Raw genomic sequence first — 19889 nt, forward strand, 5'->3', positions numbered from 1 at the left:
TTGCTTGTGGCTACCGCCAAAGCGACTTTGCCACCCTTGCAGGGCGCAGTACTAGCAATTGGTGCTGTTTCGGTTTCGCTCGCGACCTTTATGAATGTGCTTGACTCGTCTATTGCCAATGTTGCAATACCGACGATAGCTGGCGACCTTGGTGTGTCTGCAAACCAAGGTACTTGGGTGATTACCTCGTTTGCCGTATCGAACGCTATTGCCATCCCATTAACGGGATGGCTGTCGCAGCGCTTTGGCCAGGTGCGTTTGTTCTTAGCGTCTACCTTGCTGTTTGTGTTCGCGTCCTTTCTGTGCGGCACAGCCCAAAGTATTGAAATGTTAATTGCCTTTAGAGTTCTCCAGGGCGCAGTTGCTGGGCCGATGATACCGATGTCGCAGTCGCTATTGTTGGCCAGTTTTCCGCGCGCCAAGGCGGGTACGGCGATGGCGGTGTGGAGTGTAACTACCTTAGTGGCGCCCGTGGTTGGGCCAATATTGGGTGGTTGGATTTCAGATAATTATTCTTGGCCGTGGATTTTTTATATCAACGTACCACTGGGAATTTTAGCTGCTTATTCGACATGGACGATCTATCACAAACGGGAGACGGTAACCAAAAAACTCCCCGTTGACACCATCGGCTTGTCGTTATTAGTGTTGTGGATCGCCGCCCTACAAATCATGTTAGACAAGGGACGCGAACTCGATTGGTTTAACTCAGCGCAAATTGTTGCCTTGGCTGCAATTGCGATTGTTGGATTGGTGTTTTTCTTGATTTGGGAACGCAATGAAAAACACCCGATTGTGGACCTGTCGCTATTTCGTAATCGCAACTTTACCGGCGGTGTCATCGCGCTGTCGTTGGGCTATGGCGCGTTCTTTGGTAATGTGGTGATTTTGCCGCTGTGGCTGCAAACCCAAATAGCCTACACCGCGACCTTAGCGGGATTGACGATGGCCCCCGTCGGTTTGTTCGCAATTATGCTTTCGCCATTTGTAGGCCGGAATATACACAGAGTAGATGCGCGCATTGTGGCTACCTGTGGCTTTTTGATTTTCGCCCTGGTTTTGTATATGCGCTCACTGTTCACTTCTGGTGTCGATAATTGGACTGTGATGCTGCCGGCTTACATACAAGGATTTGCAATGGCGATGTTTTTTACGCCGCTGTCGATGCTGATGTTCTCTGGTTTAAAACCAGAACAAATACCCGCTGCCAGTGGCTTGAGTAATTTTGTTAGGGTGCTCTGTGGCGGATTTGGTTCGTCCATTGCCACGACTGCATGGGACAACCGCTCTGCGCTGCATCATAGCCAGTTGATGGAGAACGCCAACCCCTATAACCCTATTTACACTGATAACATGGACAGCTTACGGCAACTTGGCTTTAGCGCTGACCAAGCTAATGCGGTGTTCGAGCGAACGCTGTCTGTGGAGGCTAGCACTTTGGGGGCGAACGATATTTTCTATTTTTCATCGATGATGTTTCTTGTTCTGATCCTTGCGATCTGGAGCACCAAACCTGTTCACGGTAAGCACGCGGCCGTAGATGCGGGTGGTACGCACTGATCAGCTTGGCAATCGCTGCAATATTAATTTGGAATTCAGTGTTGAATTCTCCGGCTACACTAGGATTAGTGCGCGGTGGTGACGGAGCGAATAGCTGAGTGGTGGTGCCTGAAGTCATGGTGAGGCTTGGGTAAATGGTGCTAGTGAGGGGGCGCTAGGCAGCTGCCTGCATTGCATGAAAATAGCGCCGGCAAAGCGCGGCTGAGCCGCGCTGTATTGTGATTAAGCCGCTTGCTCTTGGGCGGTTGCTATTACGGTTCTAGTCGTAGTTTGTTTTTTGCCTTTTAACGCGTAGCAGTTGAGGCCGGCCATATGCACTTTGCGCAAATAATGCTCCCAATTTATCGCGCGGGCATCAACCGGGAATAAGGCTTGGTCGGCTGGACCCATACGTTTCGCCAAGTTGATGAGTTTGTCGTTGTGGAAAATATATTCGGGCTCGGTGTAGAACGAGAAAATAGTCGACAAGGCGATGGCGGCGTCTAGATTGCGGCGTGCTTTCAGTTTGCGCTTTAAACCCAGTTTAGACAGGGTTTCGCTAACAATAAGCAGCGCAAAACGCATACACATAGTGATGGCATTGAAGAGTCTCTTATTTACCGCAATAAAGGGTTTACGTGGCCGCCGTAAAAAGAGCTTGTCGTAGGCGGCGTGATTCTCTTTGGCCTCAGCCATAAGGTGGTCGATAAAAGTACCCAGTGTGAGTGGGTTCGCCGCACCGCTGCAGCATTGATAAACATGGTGGCTGCCGGGGGATTTAAACTGTTCTGCCAATGACAGCAGAATGCTATTGGCGACTAAGTCGGCGGGAATAACGTCGATAACGCCACTGCGCTTGCCGGGGAAAAACGTCACTTTTTCTTTGGCATAGGCCAGTAAAATAGCATCGGCGACTTTAACGCCCTCAATCCAGCCCGGTGATGGTTCATTTAAGGTGCTTTCAACGATCGATGGCCGAAGAAGGGTGAGCGAATAGCCACGCAATGATTTGAGTAGAATTTGTTCGCCTAACCATTTGGTAAAGGTGTAGGTGTCGTTCCAACCCAGGGCATTGGCTTCACGAATGCCAAGATCGATAAGCTGGGCTTTGAGTTCTTTTCCTTGGTATTTGCTGTAAACGTCGGCGACTTTCAGCTCTAATTCTTCAATTAAGCTACCAACCTCGAAATAGCCGTCTTTGTGTAATGGGAGTTCGCCAAGTGCGGGTTTAACCAGGCCTTCGTGAATTTGGCCTTTGTTAAAGCCATTAACATAACAAGTAGAAACTTGAATGACCGGAATATTGCCAGCGACGTCGGAGAGCTCAACAATATTGCGCAGACTGTAGGTGTTTATGGTGAGTGCGCGGTCTAGCTCCTCACGGAAATTGACGCTGGCGGCGCAGTTTACAATGGCATCGAGTTTACCGGCGAGGGAGTGGAATTCCTGACGCGGTAGGCCAAATTGTGACTCGCTAATTTCGCCGCTAATGCAATGCACGCGGTTATCACAGAAGTCATTAAAGTAGTCTGGGGAATTTAGTTTTAGGTGTTCGAAAACCGACGAGGTGGCAATTTCGTTGGCGAAGCGGCTACCGGCATTGGCGTGCTTTTTATTGCCGCGAATGACTAAATAAACTCCGCCGATGTCGGGTACGGTGCGCATGATTTTTTCTAGCATGACTTTGCCAACAAAGCCGGTGGTGCCAGTAATTAAGATGTGCTTTCCCTTGAGGAGTGGCAGAGTCTGAGAGACAGTGCTACTAGAAATATCCATGTTTGCGTCCTCGTTAAGTATAGATGTGTTGAAATAGCGGTTAAGGTGCTCATCCTTTAAGCATCCTAGCGGTAATACTTGACCCTAGTGTTACAGCTAGGTTTTAACTCATTACCTGCGCAGTTAATTCCATTAATGCATCAAGTAAGCCAAGTCGTTATGGCAGTGTTTTATTTACTTAATCCGCGCTGCGGAAGTAGTGGTAAACGTTTGTTTGCCCGAGTTGGCAGGCAAATTCGTCGAAAACAAAGTGACTGTGAATTAGCGGTAACAAAGGTATATTTTGTCTCGCACCACTGTTAGGCGGGGGATGCTAAATTGGTGCACGATACTGCACTCAGATGTGGAGCTGGGGTGGCACTCACTGGCTTTACTGTTTTTTAATTTACCGACAAAGCTCAAATAACTGTTCAGGCGGGATTAAGTTAGCAGTGAGCATACTGCGGCCATACTTAAATGGAGTACGGCCATGAAAATACTGTCTGTTGTTACGCTTACCACCCTCGTAGTCTTGCCTAGTTTAGTGCATGCGGAACATGGCGCTAGCAATCGTTACCGCAGTGGGCCAAGCATGTATATGTTTGGTGGTCTGAGTGCATCTGAATACGATTTTGAGGCTTCGGACTATCGCTATAGTTTTGGTGATGGGTCGCTGTCGGATGTGCAGGTCGATAATGAAAGCTACGGCCTGCGAGCGGGTGTCGGCTTCGGGTTTAGCCCCCAGTTGGCTCTGGAGATGGGGTTTGTCGATTTAGGTAAAATAACCTCTACCAGTATTTCTGACGGCTCGCAGATAGCAAATAAGGGTTTTGCTGCGGGTAGGGTTGATATGGATGCTGATGTTGACGGCGTTTTCTTTGGTGTAAAAGTCCATACTCCCATTGAAGACCCAGTGGGCTTGTATGCGCGCTTTGGTGTGTATTCTTGGGAATTTTCTGGCACGTTAGAAGACAATAGTCACCAAGGTGAGTTTTCGGTAGAAGGTACCGATCCCTATGTGGGCATCGGTCTGCGTTTTGCGGTAGCGCACAATGCTGATTTACAAATCGGATACGACCACTATGTATTAGATGACGATGAATCGGTGAATATGTCGGCCAATACCTTGTCTGCGGATTTGGTTTTTCGTTTCTAATCTGGATAAGGCCTCGGTACGGCGGCAATCTTTGTGATTGCCGCCTTTTTTTTGCCCATGTATTGGCGCCGGTATGCTGTTTGTGGCGGGAGGGAACATCTTTGTGAACAAGAATTAATAAGTGTAGCGGCCAACATTGGTCATAATCTATGACCTTTGCGATTCAGTGGCGGGACATTGTTTTTGCAGATCGGTATAGTGTGGCATATTGCGAGATGTATTCGGAGATAACATGGCAGATTTAGAATTTACCTTAAACGGTCAGCAGCAAACCCTGAACGTTGATGATGGCACACCGCTTTTATGGGTGTTGCGTGACCATCTGGCCATGACAGGCACCAAGTTTGGCTGTGGAATGGGCCTCTGTGGCGCATGCACCGTGCATCTAGATGGCAGCCCTATTCGGAGTTGCAGTTACCCTGCGGAATTCGTAAATGGCAAAGCCATTACCACTATTGAAGGCTTAGCGAGTTCGGATGAGAATTTGCATCCGGTTCAGCAGGCGTGGCTAGAGATGAATGTGCCCCAGTGTGGCTACTGTCAGTCAGGTCAGATTATGTCCGCAGTGGCCTTGCTCGCCAATAATAGCGCGCCGAACGACGCAGAGATTGATGCCGCGATGGCGGGCAATATATGCCGGTGTGGTACATATCCTCGTATTCGCAAAGCGATTCATCGTGCTTCTGAACTTGCGGTGGTGCAACACTATCAGCCGGCCAATACCGTCAAGGAGAATGTGTAATGACTATCTCCAGACGTAGTTTTATTAAAGGTGGTGCTATTTTTGGCGGTGGCTTGGCGATTGGCTTTAATCTTAGCGGTTGCGCCCAAACTGAATACCCACATTTCTCGGCAACTGATTTACAGCCAAATGCCTATTTGCAGGTTACCCCGACTGGGCAGGTGATTCTTCAGCTCTACAAATCAGAAATGGGTCAAGGTGTGTACACTGGTATGGCAACCATGGCTGCTGAAGAATTGAATATGGATCCGAGTCTGATTGTTGTTCAACACGCTGAATTTTATCCGGATTTTCGTGACCCAGAATTTTATGTGATGATCACCGGCGGCAGCTCCTCGATTAAATACGGCTACACAATTTTGCGTGAGGCGGCGGCCACCGTGGCGGCAATGCTAAAGACTGCGGCTGCACAGCATTTATCTATAGCAGAGTCGGCGCTTAATCTTAAGGATGGCAAAGTGGTGTATGCCGGTGGTGAAGTAGATTTTGCGACATTGCTGCCTATTGCCCGCAGTTTAGCGACGCCGACTGAAGTGACGCTAAAATCGCCACAAGACTTTCAATATATTGGTCGCCACAGACAGCGTTTAGACGCTTTAGGCAAAGTCACGGGTAAATCTGAGTTTGGTATTGATGTTCAGTACCCCGGTGCGATGACCGCTGTGCTGCTACGTTGCCCGCATTTTGGCGGCAAAGTAAGCAGCTTTGATGCGAGTAACGCGCTGAAAAAGTCGGGTGTTAAGTCTGTCTTTGAAGTTGACGGCGCAGTTGCGGTTTTGGCAGAGACTTATTGGCAGGCGCGCCAGGCCGCGGGCGTTGTGAACGTCGTTTGGGATAAGGGCCCGTTGGCGGGAGTTAGCAGTGAGTCGCTGCGGGTTGAGCGCCACGGCATGTTGACTAGCGAAGCCGGCAAAAACGTTGAGGAAAAAGGCGAGGCGAGCGCAGCAACCGGCGAGTTGTTCGAGGCCGTTTACGATGTGCCTTACCTCGCCCATGCAACGATGGAGCCGATGAATGCGGTGGCGGTAGCCACTAAAGAAGGTATTGAAATTTGGACTGGCAATCAGTCGCCCGACATTGCATTGTCAGAAATCGCTGATGCGACAGGGTTTAAACGCGAGCAAATCCGTATTCATAACCATATGCTCGGTGGCGGTTTTGGTCGGCGTATCATGCCGGATTACTTGGTTGAGGCGGCGCGTATCGCGCAACTTAGCGGTAAACCAGTGAGATTGGTGTGGAGCCGCGAAGACGATATGCGCGGCGATTTTTATCGGCCTAATGCGACTGTGGCAATGAGCGCGATGATAGATCAGTCAGCCGTAACCAGTTTGCAGGCCAAAATTGTTGCACCAAGTATATTGGGTGGCTTTGTACAATTTGTAACCAATACGTTGCTGCCCCAGTGGCTCCCTAACGGGCTTCATAAAAAGATTGGCGGTATGGCCAGCGGATCTGACCCCGCGGCGGCTGAAGGCATAGCGCATTCGGATTATGAGTTTCCCTATATGCGCACCGATTATGTGGAGCAAAAGACCACTATTCCGCTAGGGTATTGGCGCTCGGTGGGGCATTCCCAAAATGGCTTCTTTATAGAAAGTTTTATTGACGAGCTTGCTCATCAAACCACCCAAGATCCGGTTGCCTTCCGTCTGGCGCATATGGCCAAAGACTCGCGTCGTCGTCAAGTTTTGGAATTGGCGGCGGCCAAGGCGAACTGGGGCAATCCTCCGCGGGGCCAATTTCAGGGCGTTGCCGTACATGAATCCTTCTCTACCGTCGTGGCTCAGGTTGTGAATGTGTCGATAGCCGACGGCAAAATCAAAGTGCATAAAGTGGTTTGCGCCGTGGAATGTGGTATGGCGATTAACCCGGATATTGTTGTTGCGCAGATGGAAGGTGGTATTGTATTTGCCTTAACGGCGGCCTTGAAAGGCGAGATTACCATCGAAGATGGTGCTGTTCAGCAAAGTAACTTTCATGATTATGAAGTTTTGCGAATCAATGAAACGCCGGAAATCGAAGTGTATCGTGTCGACAGTGCTAACGCGCCAACCGGCGTAGGCGAGCCGGGAGTGCCGCCACTGGCACCTGCGCTTGCGAATGCGGTATTCGCGGCAACCGGCCAGCGCCTGCGCAAATTGCCTCTGCGTTTAGCTTGAGTTGCCCAAGGCAGCGGCCTCTGGGCTGTTGCCTTTCTGCACGTCTAATATGGAATACCTATGAGTAGTGATGCCAAAGCAGGAATATCTTATCCTTTTCCGGATGCACCGGAAAAAGGCCAATGGTTAGAAGTTGCCAAAGGGATCTATTGGCTGCGAATGGTTTTACCAATGGCACTGGATCACATCAATCTGTATGTGCTTGAGGATGATGCCGGTTGGTGGATAATTGATACGGGCATAAATCTTGGCGACACGCGCGAGCGCTGGGAGCTGCTACTTGCTGGCCCAATGGCGGCAAAGCCGGTGCTAGGGGTGATTTGTACGCATATGCACCCTGATCACGTTGGCCAGGCGGGCTGGTTGTGCGAGCATCTGCGGGTGCCGCTGTACATGAGTTACAAAGAGTACTATGCGGCACGTACATTTACCGGTGCGAGTACCGACCGTGTCAGTTGGACGACAGAAGAGTATTTCAGTAGGGCCGGCGTAGATAAAGATTATCAGAAAGAAATGGCGTCACGTTTTAAGGGCTTTGGTTCGGTTGTTGCGCCATTGCCTACCGCTTATCGGCGCTTAGAAGAAGGGCAGACTTTACGCATCGGCGGCCGGGACTGGCTGATTATGACTGGTGCCGGTCACTCTCCTGAGCATGTGTCACTGTATTGCGCTGAAGATAAGCTGATGATGTCTGGCGACCAGATTATTCCTCGTATTACGTCGAATGTTAGTGTTATGCCCTCAGAGCCAGAGGCGAACCCGTTGGCAGATTGGTTTAGTGCACTGCGGCGTTTCCGTGCCGATATCGATGCCGATACGCTGGTTATGCCTGCGCATAATGCGCCGTTTTATGGTGTGCATGCGCGACTAGATTATTTGATAGCTCACCATGAAGGACATTTAGAGGAAATTGAAAAGGCCTGTGTTGAGCCGAAAATTGCCCTCGATTTGTTTGGTATTATGTTTGCTCGGAAAGTGGGCATGGATCAACTCAGTTTGGCCCTAGGTGAGGCGGTTGCCCATCTTCATTATTTGTGTGCGGAAGGGCGAATGCAGCGAGAGCTGGATAGCGAAGGCGTGTATCGCTATCGGAGCATTGACCCGTCAAACTGTCCTTATCATGGCGTGTATGAACCCGATACCGGGCCGATGGAAGTGTAGCTTGCCGCCGGTTTTACGCGTTAAATTCAAAACTCGACAAGGGTAGGGTAATCATGCAGCAAGGCTTGTTTGGCGATGAGTCAGTGGCACAAAATTGTATTTTTTGTAAAATCATTGCCGGCAAGGCGCCTGCTCATATTCTTTACCAAGACGAACAGGTTCTGAGTTTTTTAGATATATCGCCAGTCAGTGCTGGCCACAGTTTGATTATCCCCACCAATCATCATGACAATATATTTTCCCTCAGCGGGGAGGAGATCACCGCGGTAGCGCTGCATGCCAAACGTCTTGCCCCAGTGGTTAAGCGCGTTACCAAGTCTCCAGGTTTGGCGATCCACCAGCTCAATGGCCGCGCCGCCGGGCAGACGGTATTCCACTATCATATGCATTTAATTCCCTGCCAACATGATACTCCTAAACAACTCCACGGCCGTCGCGCAGCGTCTCAAAGTGCATTGGCTGAACTGGCGGTGGAAATACGGCAAGCTTTAACTAAAGCTTGAGTGTCGCGTGACAGAGAGGTGGTAGTGTTAGGCTTCGCCAATACTCTGTATTCCGAGTGCACGAAACAACTCACTGCTGACGCCATCTCAGCTAGCCGTTTTTTTCGTCATTGTTCGTTCAAATATAATGTAAATAACCGCCTCAATTGCGCCAGCTCGTATACAAAGCTGTGGCAGATTTGCTAGTATCTGCACCCTCGAACAATCGATCGTCGAGGTTCTCAGGGCGGGGTGTAAGTCCCCACCGGCGGTAATCATGCGTAGCATGTAGCCCGCGGGCGCTTGGTCAGTATCTTTTTGCAATGATGTGACTAAGGACAGCAGATCTGGTGAAATTCCAGAGCCGACAGTGAAAGTCTGGTTATGAGAATAAAGAGGGTTACATGCTATCGGTCGCTGTTTCTTAACGGTGTTGCCAGACGGTTTGTTACTCACTTTTGCCGCCCTGTTTTATTCACTCGGGGCTAAACCATGATATCGAAAACTACCGCATCAACTGATACACAAACCATCGCGTTTATCCAAGCCTGTTGGCACCGTGATATCGTTGACCGCTGCAAAGAATCCTTTCTGGCTGACACAGCCAAGCATAGCAATCTAAAAGTCGAATTATTTGAAGTGCCCGGTGCCTTCGAAATTCCACTGCACGCTAAATTGCTTGCCCAAACAGGTAAATACGCCGCCATCGTCGCGGCGGGCTTAGTGACTAATAGCGGCATTTATAAACATGAATACGTCGCGCAGTCCGTTATTTCTGGCCTTATGCAGGTACAGTTAGAAACCTTGACGCCGATCTTTTCCGTGGTTCTAACACCGCACAACTTCCACAGCAGCGAAGAACATGTCAGCTTTTTTCGAGAGCATTTCGTCGTTAAAGGTGCAGAAGCAGCATCAGCCTGTATTAGCACGCTAGAGAGCCTTGGCAAACTAGGCGATTAACCTCTCTACTTAGCCCGCGATGTCAACATGGTGGGCTAAGTATCTCCTAAGGCCGTGTGCGCTATCGCGGACTTCGTCGTCGCGCGCTATTTAGACGCCGCCATTTCGATTTACTATTGACCGTTTTTGCTATCCCGGTGACGCCTTATGTTATTGAGGGCAGCTGGTATATCGTGAAGAATGCTAAGTCTTAACTGGTGTACACGGCCATAGCGAAATAATTAATAGGAGCCGATTCATGGCAATGCCCGACGACATTAAAGTAATAGACCTGATGCTTAGCGTACCGGGCGAAGACAATAGCCAGTGGTATGAGTTTATGAAGCCACTGCTGATGGATGAAGAAAGCCGCACTATGTTTAAAATGCCTGCTCAATATATGTTTAAAGACATTCCTGAGAGCGGTAAGAAAGAAGACTACATTGCCTATACCATTGAACAAATGGATAAGCACAATATTGAACGCGCCATGCTGGGCATTGACGACCACAATGAGATTGCCAAAGAAGCGCTACGCCGTCATCCAGATCGGTTTTTTTGCTCGCTTGAAGTCAATCCGAATAATGGCATGGACGAAGTCAGGAAAATCGTGCGTCTGCACAAAGAGTTCGGCGTTAAGGCAATAACCGGCTTTGCCTCAGGTCTTTGTCCACAAGTGCCTTACGACGATAAAAAATGGTATCCAATTTACGCTAAGTGCGTTGAACTCGATATTCCATTTTGCCCTTGCGTCGGCGTTCCTGGCCCACGTCTACCAATGGCGCCGCAGAAAGTGGAACTGCTTGATGAGGTATGTTGGTTTTTCCCCGAACTCAAAGTTGTTATGCGCCACGGCGCCGAGCCTTGGGAAAAATTAGCGTGGAAACTGATGCTGAAATACCCGAATCTGTATTACATGACCAGTGCGTTTGCGCCCAAGCATTACCCCGAAGAGATTGTGAAATTTGCGAACAGCCGCGGCGCCGACAAGGTAATGTATGCGGGCTATTTCCCGATGGGCTTGTCTTTAGATCGTATTTTTAAAGACATGCCGAATGTGCCGTTTAAAGATGAGGTGTGGCCGAAATTCCTTAGCGAAAATGCGCGCAGGGTTTTTAAACTCGATTAATTTTTGCAGTTAGCGGTAGGGCTGCAGTTCAAACGGTAGAGTAGTAAAACAACAATAAGAACCTTAACAAGGAGATATGCCATGGCCCTATCTTTAGAAGAAATGTCGGATCGTTTTGAAATTCAAGACATGCTGTACCACTACGCCGATATTATAGACCGACAGGCGGCTGAGGAATTGAGCGATATTTTTACCGCTGACGCGCATATTGATTACAGTGCATTTGGCGGCACGATTGGTGACTTACCGAGCACCATTGCGTTTCTCAAGGAGGCTCTGCCTGCGTTTAGTGCGACGCAGCATCTTAATGCCAATATTCAAATTACGGTTAGCGGTGATACTGGCACTGGTCGCGTAATGTGTTTCAACCCGATGGCGATGCCACTGGGCGACGAAACACAGGTGTTTATGCTCGGTCTTTGGTATGTGGATACGTATCGACGCACTGATACGGGCTGGCGTATAAGCAGTCGCAAAGAAGAGAAAAGCTGGGTATTTAATGTACCGGACTTTATGGCGTTATAGGTAGGTGCTGCTAGAGGAAAAGTGAATGCATTGGGGAGGTTTGCGCCTCCCCGTAAGTGTCGCTTAGCTATTGGCTGTTGCCGCAATGAATTCTAAAATAACCTCAACCAAACGCTCGCTTTGGTCTTCTTGTAAAAAATGCCCTCCGTCCTTAATCGTTGTGTGAGCTTGGTCTGCACAACCGGGAATCATCTTTCTGAATATTGGCTCGCCACCTGAGGTGATCGGGTCTTTATCGCTAAATGCGGTTAGAAAAGGTTTTTGCATTTTACCGAGGGTTTCCCAAGCGCGTCGATTCGGTACTGCCGCGGGGTCTTCAGGCGAAATGGGGACTAGCATTGGAAACTGGCGTGCGCCGGCTTTATATGTTTCGTCAGGGAAGGGCGCATCGTAGGCCGCGATCGTCTCTGCAGATAGCTTTTTAACGCAAGCGCCGGCAATCAGTTTACCTACGGTAAACGTTGGTATGTTTTGCGACAGCTGCTGCCATTGTATAAAGGCTTCACCGGGATGATGGTCGCCCGTTGGTAGCATGGTGTTCGCGGCGACGGTGCGGCTAAAACGGTTATTTTCTTCGGCCAGTAAGCGCAGTCCAATCAGTCCGCCCCAATCTTGGCAGAACAGGGTGATGTCTTGTAAGTCGAGTTGATCTAACAGTGCACGGAGCCAATCTACGTGACGCTGGTAGGTGTAATCACTGCGCTCGCTTGGTTTGTCTGAACGGCCAAAGCCAATTAAGTCTGGGGCGATAACTCGGAACCCTGCTGCAGCCAAGCCTGGAATCATCTTGCGGTATAGGTAACTCCACGTTGGCTCACCGTGCATCAGCAAAATCGGCGGTGCGTCTTTTGGGCCTTCATCAACATAGTGCAGGCGCAAACTGCCGCCTTCGGTATCGTCAACGTTGATGTAGTTCGGTGCAAAAGGGTAGTCGGCTAAGTTCGCAAAAAAACTATCGGGTGTGCGTAGTGGTGTCATTCGTTCGCTCCAGTTGTTGCTGTTATAGGTAGGGTGGCGATAATGTGCCTGGCTTTATCGGCCAAACTATGGTGTTCGTTGTTTAAGCGGCTACTCACGAGTAAGCCGAACAATTGCAATTGCAGATTATCAGCAAGCTGGTCGATCTTGGCATTAGGTGCCAATAGATGCTGAGCTTGAAGTCGTAATAAATTGCTGCGCAGCGCCAAAAATATTTTGTGGGTGCCTTCATGCAGGCAAGCTTGTATTTCCTCATCGGCTGATGCGCGTTCAAGGCTAGTGTTAACCAGTAAACACGAACTAGGCTGCTGGAAGCGCTTGGCATTTTGAGGAATGGACTCAAAAAATGCGCATAAGCCGGTCAGGGCATCCTCAGCGTCAAGATAGTGGCGAATACGCCAGTCAATTACGCTCTCAATATAGTGACGAAGGCTGGCACAAAACAAACCGTGTTTAGAGTGAAAGCGGTGGTAGATGGCTGGGGACTTTAGCCCAAGGGCGAGTTCAATCTCGCGGGTTCCGGTCGCGGCAAAACCTTGCCGCCAAAATAGCTGGGTTGCGGCGTCAAGTAACTGCTTGGTGTCTTGTTGTCTGGGACGGGCCATGTGAACTCTATTTTGTATCGATTGATACAAAATAGAGTGTGTTGATTGCTAGGTCAAGTTTTTGGATAACGTTTAGTAAAGGATTTGCGCGGTGATTGCTTGCAATGCACCGCGCTTGAACAGGTTTATGCCGGTAGGGAAATTGGTTTCTCGACAGACTCGTCGCTTGGTTCTGGCGGCACAAAACTAATGACGATATCGCCAGACTGCAGTTTGCGGGCTTTTTGGCTTAGCCATTCCAATTTGCCGCTTTCGGGAATGATGGCCAAGCGCACTGCGTCGTCTGGTAGTTTGGCCAGAAAGTCAGCTTCGGTATAGGTGTCGGTAATACTGGTTTTGCGAATTGCCCAGCCGCGAATCATTCGCGTCCATAACTCAGCGTAAGATATATTTGCAGAGAAGGCGGTAATCCCGCGCCGGGTTTCTGAAACTACGCGGTTGTGGCGTTCAATGCCGCTGTCATACGGCTGAAATACCCTGTGACGGCCAAGGTGTGGGGCAAAATGGTTGCAGACCATTGAGTTGTAATGGTTGTTGCCGGTTGCCGCGAGCACGGTGTAAATATTGTCTAAGGCCATTGCTTCCTCAGCTAGGTCAGAAAGCACCTCACCAAACCATGTATCGATACCCTGTTGACGGGCAGATTGCAGACGACCCCATTCAGTGTCGGCAATGACCACGTCTTGATTGATTTTTTTCAAGGCACTGGCGAGTTCAATGGTCCAGGGCGAGGCGCCAACAATCAGGATTCGGCCTTTACTCGCGGAGCCCAACTTTAGCAATTTGGTCAGTGGCCCGAGCGAGAATCCGTGGGCAATGATGGTGGTAAATATCAGCATAAACACCGCGGGCACTAAATATTGCGCGTCGCTAAAACCCGCGTCGATTAACGCGGGTGCAAAAGCGCCAGCTGATGCGGCGGCGACCACTCCGCGCGGCGCAATCCAGCCCATCAATACGCGATCTTGCCAGCTGCAATCCGTGCGGATTGTGGCGAGGAACACCGCAAGCGGCCGCACCACAAAAACAAAGCCAAGCACCATGGCAATCAACGGCCAGTGAATGGCGCGTATCGACTCCATAGTGAGTGACGCGGTAAGCACCACAAACAAAAACGACACCAATATGATGGTGATGTACTCTTTGAATCGACGCATTTCGTCCAAGCTGCGCAAACGCATATTGCCCATTACCACGCCCATTAGGGTGGTCGCGAGCAATCCAGACTCATGTTGGGCAAGGTCGGAGAGGGCGTACACCGCGAGAACCGCCGCAATAACTGATGGCGCTTTTAGGTATTCAGGAATCCAGCCTTGTCGAAAGCTATAGCCCAAGCCGTAGGCAACACCGCCCCCGAGTACCGCAGAAACGCCGAGTGCTAAGGCGAGGCTGGCAATAACTGACTGTATGGCTGGACCTTCGCCGGAATAAAGCAAGTATTGATAAACCAGTACCGCCAATAACACCCCAATAGGATCGTTTATGATGCCCTCCCATTTTAAATAGGAGGCCGTACGGCGGTTGAGTTTGGCGTGTTTAAGCAGCGGCATAATGACCGTTGGCCCGGTAACCACCAAAATGGCGCCGAGTAGGGCTGACACGGCCCAGCTTAATCCGCCAACCCAGTGCGCCATCGCGATACCAATGCCCCATGCTAGGATTACGCCGATTGATGTTAGGCGCCGCGTTACTTGCGCTGTTTCGCGCAATTCATGGAACTGAAGATTGAGTCCGCCCTCGAAGAGGATGATGGCGACAAATAATGAGGTTACCGCGGTGAGCCCGGTGCCAAACTCAACGGCGGGGTTAATCCAGCCGCTTATTGGCCCGAGTATTAAGCCGCAGGCCGCGAGAAGTACAATTGCCGGTAGGCGAAACCGCCATGCCAGCCACTGACAAATGATGCCAGCGACTAAAATACTTACTAAAGCTATGGTCATTGTTAAACGGTTTCCCTTGCTAATTATTTGCGGAGCTGAAGATGTCATGGTCAGCCCTGTAAAGTAAAGCTGGGAACTGGGTCAAATCAAATTAAACTGCTTGGGTTATGATTGTTTTCCGCGCAAACTTGCGCTTTTAGGGGTCATTAGGGGTATGGGGAAGTGAATGTTTAAGCAATTCAGCGGCATCGTTTGGGGATGTTTACTTGTGCTCGGACTAAGCGCCTGCGCGCAACACGCCGAACAGCGTCGCTTTAACGCCGACGGTCAGCCTTCGCCGCTGTTCAGTGGCAAATACCGCAGCGGAATATTTCAAGAGGGCGAAGTGAGTTTTGGCGACGCCGCTCAAACCACGTTTACGGGTAGTTTTGACCGCGCTGGTTTTCCCCAGCACGGAGAATTGCGCCAGTCTTATCGCGATCGCAGCGGCGAGTGGTTACAGTTGGTGCTCAGTGGCGATTTTTCGCTGAACCCGACGACAAGGCGTTTTGGCTTTAGCGGTGGCTTTGCCATTTTGGATACTGAAGCGCGCGTTTTAGCCAGCGCCGAGCGCAGCCATTGGCAGTCCGACTATATTGAGGTTCACCCGTTTCAGGCGCCGGCGCAATTGATGATGCAAGGTGAGAATAGCTACACTCAGTACCGGCGCGATATTAGTCCGGCGGTATCTCCGAGTCCGTTCGTGAAGATTTATCGCCCCCTCGCTGGGCCCTTTACTGTGGACCTTAATTACCAAGGTGGTATGCCGCGCGGCATCGTTAAAATATCGGCTGCCACCAGTGACGGCAGTCAATACGTGGTTGAGCGCCAATATTATAATTACCAAATAGAGAGTGAGCCGGTTCATTATTTTTACTACGAGCCAGGCAGCTATAGCGACGTTGATCTATTAAGTGGTTGTGATTCGATGCCGAATTTAACTGCACCGCAGCAGATGCTGAGCGTGTATGCCTATGATTGCGAGAAGGCCTTGTTTTATGCCCTAAGCGATAATTTTCCCGCTTCTGTGTTGGCGATTTCCGTCGGTGATATTGATAATGGCGGTGCGTTTCATCGTTTTACCCTCTATCACCACGGTGAAGTGAGTCATATTAGTATCAGCGTTGATGCGCTTTACGACGGTCAATGGGTGCGTCATGGTGACGTTCGGCAAATGCATTACGGTAGTCTTAAATCCTTTGCTCGCTATCAGCTCGGCACACCAATCGGCATTGGTATTGCGGTCGACGATCGCGGTGGGCGATATACCCGGTTTGATAATCCAGCAAATGAATCGGAACAGCTGCCGAGCGCAGAGTTGTTTGATCGCATTAATGCCCGTCACGAATGGCAGGTATCGCGTTTGAATAGTCATTTTTCGGCATTGCTCAGCGCCCGCATTGTCTCGGCAGAGGACTTCGCCACTCTTAAAGCAACCTTGTTAGCTGATCTAACAGATAACAAAGCGATTGCCCAAGATGGTCAGGTGCCTGGATTAACGGAGCTTTGGCAGAGCTGGCAGCGGCAGAGCCGCGCGCGAGTTGTTAGTTGGAAACTCCATGGTATTGATACACGCACGAAAACTCTCGCGGCCATGCATCTTCAGTTGAAGGCTGACATAGATAAGTGGGCCGCGCAGAGTCAATCCTTATTGACCGATGAGGCTGCGCGCCGCTGTGAACTCGGCGGGCAGAGCTTCACGAGTGAAACCTGGCAATGTGATAGGCAGCCAGATGTTCGCCTCGCCGCCTTGTGCGCCAAGTATTTAGGCGAGTCTACGTGCGCGACGATGGCTGCGCAATACACTAGCGAAACGGCACACTGAACGCGATCGGGTCACTTAAAAATCGGCAGTAATTTTATCTTCTTGGGTTTCTCCCCAGACAGAAAGCACTACAATGTCCGGGGACAATTTCTTTTATCGTTACATAGGCAACACGATACATGTGGTTTAAAAATCTACTTATTTACCGTTTTACCAAGCCATTCACCCTTACTGCGGACGAGGTTGATGAAAAATTAGGCGAGAACGCATTCACGCCCTGTAATAGTCAAGATCCTGCCAGCTATGGTTGGACGATGCCGCTAGGAAGCCAAGGCAGCCAGTACGTTCATAGTGCTAACGGCTATATAATGATTTGCGCTAAAAAGCAGGAAAAAATCCTGCCAGCAGCAGTTGTAAATGAAGTGCTGGCCGACAAGCTTGAAGAGATTAAATCCCAAGAAGATCGCAGACCCGGACGTAAAGAGCGGACTGACTTAAAAGAAGAAATTATTTTTTCCTTAATGCCTCGCGCCTTTACGCGCTCGAGTCGAGTTTTTGCCTATATTGCGCCAGCTGAGGGCTTATTGATTGTGGATGCGGGCTCTCACAATAAGGCGGAGGAGCTAATGGTACACCTGCGCGAATCGCTGGGGAGCTTGCCGGTTATTCCAATTAAGGCCAAAAATGTTGCTCAGCACGCAATGACCGAGTGGTTGACTAATGGCAGCGCGCCGCAGGGCTTTGAATTGGGTGGCGAGTGCGAGCTGCGCGATAAGGCCGACGACAGTGCAGTAATTCGTTGTAAGAACCAGAATTTGTGTTCAACTGAAATCAATAATCACATCCAAGCTGGCATGTTCGTCAATAAATTGGCCTTACACTGGGTTGGCGATATCGACTTTATTGTTGATGATCAACTCACCATCAAACGCTTAAGCTTTGGTGATCTCGTTCAGGAAAAAATAGGCGAAACCAATGCCGATAGTGCCGCCGAGCAGTTCGATGTGGACTTTAATATCATGACCGGCGAGTTCGCTAAATTCATTCCGGCGGTATTAGACGCGTTTGGCGGTGAAGACACAGCGGAGCAAGACCCAGTCATCTCTAGCGCGGCTTAATTGCCGCGCTCCTCCAATCGTTCCCGTCTTGCCCTGCGAACCCTCTCTATAGCCTTAACTTATGGGGTTTCGTGGCGGTAGTGTAAGAAAATGTCATATTTTTTGTTCTGAAGTGACATGTCGTCTCGATTAGCTATGGCACAGAATATGGCCAATTTCGAATTCTGGGTTCAATCCCACTGTTACGGTGTGCTTGGGTCTAGGGGTTTTGAAAGTTCATTTAATAATACTGGGAGTGAGATAATGGATATTACTGGCAAAATTGCAGTGGTTACTGGTGGTGCATCTGGTCTGGGCGAGGCCACTGTGCGTGCCTACGTTGCTAAAGGTGGCAAGGTTGCTATTTTTGATATGAACGCCGATCGCGGCAATGCCATTGTCGCTGAGTTGGGTGCCGACAATGTCAGTTTTCATAACGTCAATGTTTCTGACGAAGAGTCAGTAAGCACGGCCATTGCCGAAGTTATGGCCAAGTTTGGTGCTATTCATATTTGTAATAACTATGCCGGTATTGGCAACGCAGTAAAAACGCTAGGTAAAAACGGCCCGTTTCCATTAGATGCTTATAAGCACGTAATCAACGTGAACTTAATTGGTACCTTCAACGTTGCCCGTTTAGCGGCTGAGCAAATGGCCAAAAACGAAGCCTACGACGGCGCGAATGCCCGTGGCGTAATTATCAATACGGCCTCAGTAGCGGCTTACGAAGGTCAAGTCGGTCAGTTGGCTTACAGCGCATCTAAAGGTGGCGTGGTCGCTATGACCTTGCCAATGGCGCGTGATTTAGCGTCTTACGGTATTCGTGTTAATACTATTGTACCGGGTTTGATTCACACGCCGCTGTTCGAAACACTACCTGAAGAAGCCTATAAGTCTTTAGAAAACAGTGTGGTAAATCCGCGCCGTCTTGGCCGTCCGGAAGAAATCGCGCACCTCTCAGTCATGATTGCTGAGAACGAATATATGAATGGCGAATGTATTCGTTTGGATGGCGCAATACGCATGCAGCCGCGTTAATTATTGGCCTGCACACTCAGCCCTGTGTCAGACGGGGCTGAACGATGTACCGCATAATAAAAGTAGAGGCGCGCGATGAACGTAAATTCCACGGTTGAAATGACCATCAATGGTCATGTTGCCACTATTTGCTTAAATAGACCCGATTCCCTGAATGCCTTCAACCGCGAGATGCGGGCAGCGCTACTTGCGTGCTTTACGCAAGTGTCAGCAATGCCTCAAATTCGTGTTGTTGTGCTTGGTGGTAATGGGCGTGGTTTCTCGTCTGGTGCCGATTTGTCACAAGGTCCATTGGACGGCCAAAGCGTCGAGCGCCAGTTGCTCGATGAGTACGGCCCCATTTTGCGCTTGATTGAAACAATGGATCAAACTGTGATCGCTGCGATTCCGGGTGTTATGGCCGGAATCGGTGCCGCGTTTGCCATGCACTGCGATTTAGCGGTAATGGCCAATGACGCAAGCATGGTGATGGCCTTTACTAATGTGGCGCTGGTGCCGGATGGTGGGGCGACGTGGAATTTACTGCAGCGTTTGGGCTATCAGCGTGCTTTTCAGCTTATAGCCGAGGGCGGCAGGCTAGACGCGGCAAGTTGTTTGGAGCTGGGTCTGGTTACTAAGCTCGCTAATGCGGGTGAGGTTTTAGTAACAGCTCAGGCCTGGGCTGAAGCATTAGCCCAGCGTGCGCCAATAGCGCTGCGCGAAGCAAAAACCCTGCTTCGCAATGCTGGTACACAGTCCTTTAGTGAAACCATGGCCGCCGAGGCGAAAGCCCAGAATCAGTGCTTTGCTAGCGAAGACGCGGCCGAGGCAATTTCGGCGTTTATGGCGAAGCGCAGCCCGATTTTTAACGGGCGCTAGTGATCGATTTGGGCCGACATTAAATATTCAAATAATTGA

17 protein-coding genes and 1 riboswitch are annotated in these 19889 nt (G+C 50.0%); of the genes, 13 read left to right on the forward strand and 4 right to left on the reverse strand.

Annotated features, from left to right (window positions below):
- Window positions 1-6 precede the first annotated feature (6 nt).
- Window positions 7-1560 (forward strand): DHA2 family efflux MFS transporter permease subunit, encoded by a 1554-nt coding sequence (locus ABD836_RS01960; RefSeq protein ID WP_344932077.1) that lies wholly within the window; start codon window positions 7-9, stop codon window positions 1558-1560.
- Window positions 1561-1782: 222 nt separating this feature from the next.
- On the opposite strand, the gene ABD836_RS01965 is transcribed toward ABD836_RS01960, so the two are convergent.
- On the reverse strand, window positions 1783-3315 hold the full coding sequence (locus ABD836_RS01965; protein ID WP_344932078.1) for a fatty acyl-CoA reductase: 1533 nt from the start codon (window positions 3313-3315) through the stop codon (window positions 1783-1785).
- 469 nt (window positions 3316-3784) lie between these two features.
- Here ABD836_RS01965 and ABD836_RS01970 point away from each other — a divergent pair, with 469 nt between their 5' ends.
- From ABD836_RS01970 to ABD836_RS02005, 8 genes are all read left to right on the forward strand, one after another.
- A complete protein-coding gene (locus ABD836_RS01970; protein ID WP_344932079.1) occupies window positions 3785-4450 on the forward strand; it encodes an outer membrane beta-barrel protein in 666 nt (221 codons plus the stop codon).
- A gap of 232 nt (window positions 4451-4682) precedes the next feature.
- Complete coding sequence (locus tag ABD836_RS01975) at window positions 4683-5192, forward strand: (2Fe-2S)-binding protein (RefSeq protein WP_344932080.1); 510 nt, start codon at window positions 4683-4685, stop codon at window positions 5190-5192.
- On the forward strand, window positions 5192-7354 hold the full coding sequence (locus ABD836_RS01980) for a xanthine dehydrogenase family protein molybdopterin-binding subunit (protein WP_344932081.1): 2163 nt from the start codon (window positions 5192-5194) through the stop codon (window positions 7352-7354). Before ABD836_RS01975 ends, ABD836_RS01980 begins: the two co-directional genes overlap by 1 nt.
- A 60-nt stretch (window positions 7355-7414) precedes the next feature.
- Window positions 7415-8515 (forward strand): MBL fold metallo-hydrolase, encoded by a 1101-nt coding sequence (locus ABD836_RS01985; RefSeq protein ID WP_344932082.1) that lies wholly within the window; start codon window positions 7415-7417, stop codon window positions 8513-8515.
- A 53-nt stretch (window positions 8516-8568) separates the two neighbouring features.
- Complete coding sequence (locus ABD836_RS01990; protein WP_344932083.1) at window positions 8569-9018, forward strand: HIT domain-containing protein; 450 nt, start codon at window positions 8569-8571, stop codon at window positions 9016-9018.
- Between the two features lie 213 nt (window positions 9019-9231).
- Window positions 9232-9393: riboswitch (FMN riboswitch) on the forward strand.
- Between the two features lie 96 nt (window positions 9394-9489).
- Window positions 9490-9957 (forward strand): 6,7-dimethyl-8-ribityllumazine synthase, encoded by a 468-nt coding sequence (locus ABD836_RS01995; RefSeq protein WP_184463651.1) that lies wholly within the window; start codon window positions 9490-9492, stop codon window positions 9955-9957.
- 238 nt (window positions 9958-10195) lie between these two features.
- A complete protein-coding gene (locus ABD836_RS02000; RefSeq protein ID WP_184463653.1) occupies window positions 10196-11065 on the forward strand; it encodes an amidohydrolase family protein in 870 nt (289 codons plus the stop codon).
- A gap of 81 nt (window positions 11066-11146) precedes the next feature.
- Window positions 11147-11590, forward strand: coding sequence for a nuclear transport factor 2 family protein (locus ABD836_RS02005; RefSeq protein WP_344932084.1), 444 nt, complete (start codon window positions 11147-11149; stop codon window positions 11588-11590).
- A gap of 63 nt (window positions 11591-11653) precedes the next feature.
- Here the strand turns inward: ABD836_RS02005 and ABD836_RS02010 are convergent, their stop codons facing one another.
- From ABD836_RS02010 to ABD836_RS02020, 3 genes are all read right to left on the reverse strand, one after another.
- Window positions 11654-12568, reverse strand: a complete 915-nt coding sequence (locus ABD836_RS02010) for a haloalkane dehalogenase (protein ID WP_184463657.1) — start codon at window positions 12566-12568, stop codon at window positions 11654-11656.
- Complete coding sequence (locus tag ABD836_RS02015; protein ID WP_344932086.1) at window positions 12565-13173, reverse strand: TetR/AcrR family transcriptional regulator; 609 nt, start codon at window positions 13171-13173, stop codon at window positions 12565-12567. The genes ABD836_RS02010 and ABD836_RS02015 overlap by 4 nt, the downstream gene beginning before the upstream one ends.
- 125 nt (window positions 13174-13298) lie before the next feature.
- Window positions 13299-15113 (reverse strand): cation:proton antiporter, encoded by a 1815-nt coding sequence (locus tag ABD836_RS02020; RefSeq protein ID WP_344932088.1) that lies wholly within the window; start codon window positions 15111-15113, stop codon window positions 13299-13301.
- Between the two features lie 166 nt (window positions 15114-15279).
- On the opposite strand from ABD836_RS02020, the gene ABD836_RS02025 reads away from it, so the two are divergent.
- The 4 genes from ABD836_RS02025 (at window position 15280) to ABD836_RS02040 (ending at window position 19850) form a co-directional block, all read left to right on the forward strand.
- Window positions 15280-16917: a hypothetical protein gene (locus tag ABD836_RS02025; protein ID WP_344932089.1), complete on the forward strand. Its 1638-nt coding sequence runs from the start codon at window positions 15280-15282 to the stop codon at window positions 16915-16917.
- A gap of 119 nt (window positions 16918-17036) precedes the next feature.
- Window positions 17037-17975 carry a recombination-associated protein RdgC gene (gene rdgC / locus ABD836_RS02030; protein ID WP_344932090.1) on the forward strand — a complete coding sequence of 313 codons (939 nt, stop codon included), beginning with the start codon at window positions 17037-17039 and terminating at the stop codon, window positions 17973-17975.
- Window positions 17976-18218: 243 nt separating this feature from the next.
- On the forward strand, window positions 18219-18992 hold the full coding sequence (locus tag ABD836_RS02035; protein ID WP_184463668.1) for an SDR family NAD(P)-dependent oxidoreductase: 774 nt from the start codon (window positions 18219-18221) through the stop codon (window positions 18990-18992).
- A 75-nt stretch (window positions 18993-19067) separates the two neighbouring features.
- Window positions 19068-19850, forward strand: coding sequence for an enoyl-CoA hydratase/isomerase family protein (locus ABD836_RS02040; RefSeq protein ID WP_344932091.1), 783 nt, complete (start codon window positions 19068-19070; stop codon window positions 19848-19850).
- Window positions 19851-19889 lie beyond the last annotated feature (39 nt).

Origin of the sequence: Zhongshania borealis (assembly GCF_039539625.1) — a bacterium.
GTDB lineage: Bacteria > Pseudomonadota > Gammaproteobacteria > Pseudomonadales > Spongiibacteraceae > Spongiibacter > Spongiibacter borealis.

What these genes read in the sequence shown, in the direction of transcription:
- ABD836_RS01965 (WP_344932078.1), bottom strand. Translation starts at nt 3,315, where the DNA reads ATGGATATTTCTAGTAGCACTGTCTCTCAGACTCTGCCACTCCTCAAG.
- ABD836_RS02035 (WP_184463668.1), top strand. Translation starts at nt 18,219, where the DNA reads ATGGATATTACTGGCAAAATTGCAGTGGTTACTGGTGGTGCATCTGGT.
- ABD836_RS02015 (WP_344932086.1), bottom strand. Translation starts at nt 13,173, where the DNA reads ATGGCCCGTCCCAGACAACAAGACACCAAGCAGTTACTTGACGCCGCA.
- ABD836_RS01975 (WP_344932080.1), top strand. Translation starts at nt 4,683, where the DNA reads ATGGCAGATTTAGAATTTACCTTAAACGGTCAGCAGCAAACCCTGAAC.
- ABD836_RS01985 (WP_344932082.1), top strand. Translation starts at nt 7,415, where the DNA reads ATGAGTAGTGATGCCAAAGCAGGAATATCTTATCCTTTTCCGGATGCA.
- ABD836_RS02020 (WP_344932088.1), bottom strand. Translation starts at nt 15,113, where the DNA reads ATGACCATAGCTTTAGTAAGTATTTTAGTCGCTGGCATCATTTGTCAG.
- ABD836_RS02000 (WP_184463653.1), top strand. Translation starts at nt 10,196, where the DNA reads ATGGCAATGCCCGACGACATTAAAGTAATAGACCTGATGCTTAGCGTA.
- ABD836_RS01995 (WP_184463651.1), top strand. Translation starts at nt 9,490, where the DNA reads ATGATATCGAAAACTACCGCATCAACTGATACACAAACCATCGCGTTT.
- ABD836_RS02040 (WP_344932091.1), top strand. Translation starts at nt 19,068, where the DNA reads ATGAACGTAAATTCCACGGTTGAAATGACCATCAATGGTCATGTTGCC.
- ABD836_RS01990 (WP_344932083.1), top strand. Translation starts at nt 8,569, where the DNA reads ATGCAGCAAGGCTTGTTTGGCGATGAGTCAGTGGCACAAAATTGTATT.
- rdgC (WP_344932090.1), top strand. Translation starts at nt 17,037, where the DNA reads ATGTGGTTTAAAAATCTACTTATTTACCGTTTTACCAAGCCATTCACC.
- ABD836_RS02025 (WP_344932089.1), top strand. Translation starts at nt 15,280, where the DNA reads ATGTTTAAGCAATTCAGCGGCATCGTTTGGGGATGTTTACTTGTGCTC.
- ABD836_RS02005 (WP_344932084.1), top strand. Translation starts at nt 11,147, where the DNA reads ATGGCCCTATCTTTAGAAGAAATGTCGGATCGTTTTGAAATTCAAGAC.
- ABD836_RS01980 (WP_344932081.1), top strand. Translation starts at nt 5,192, where the DNA reads ATGACTATCTCCAGACGTAGTTTTATTAAAGGTGGTGCTATTTTTGGC.
- ABD836_RS01970 (WP_344932079.1), top strand. Translation starts at nt 3,785, where the DNA reads ATGAAAATACTGTCTGTTGTTACGCTTACCACCCTCGTAGTCTTGCCT.
- ABD836_RS02010 (WP_184463657.1), bottom strand. Translation starts at nt 12,568, where the DNA reads ATGACACCACTACGCACACCCGATAGTTTTTTTGCGAACTTAGCCGAC.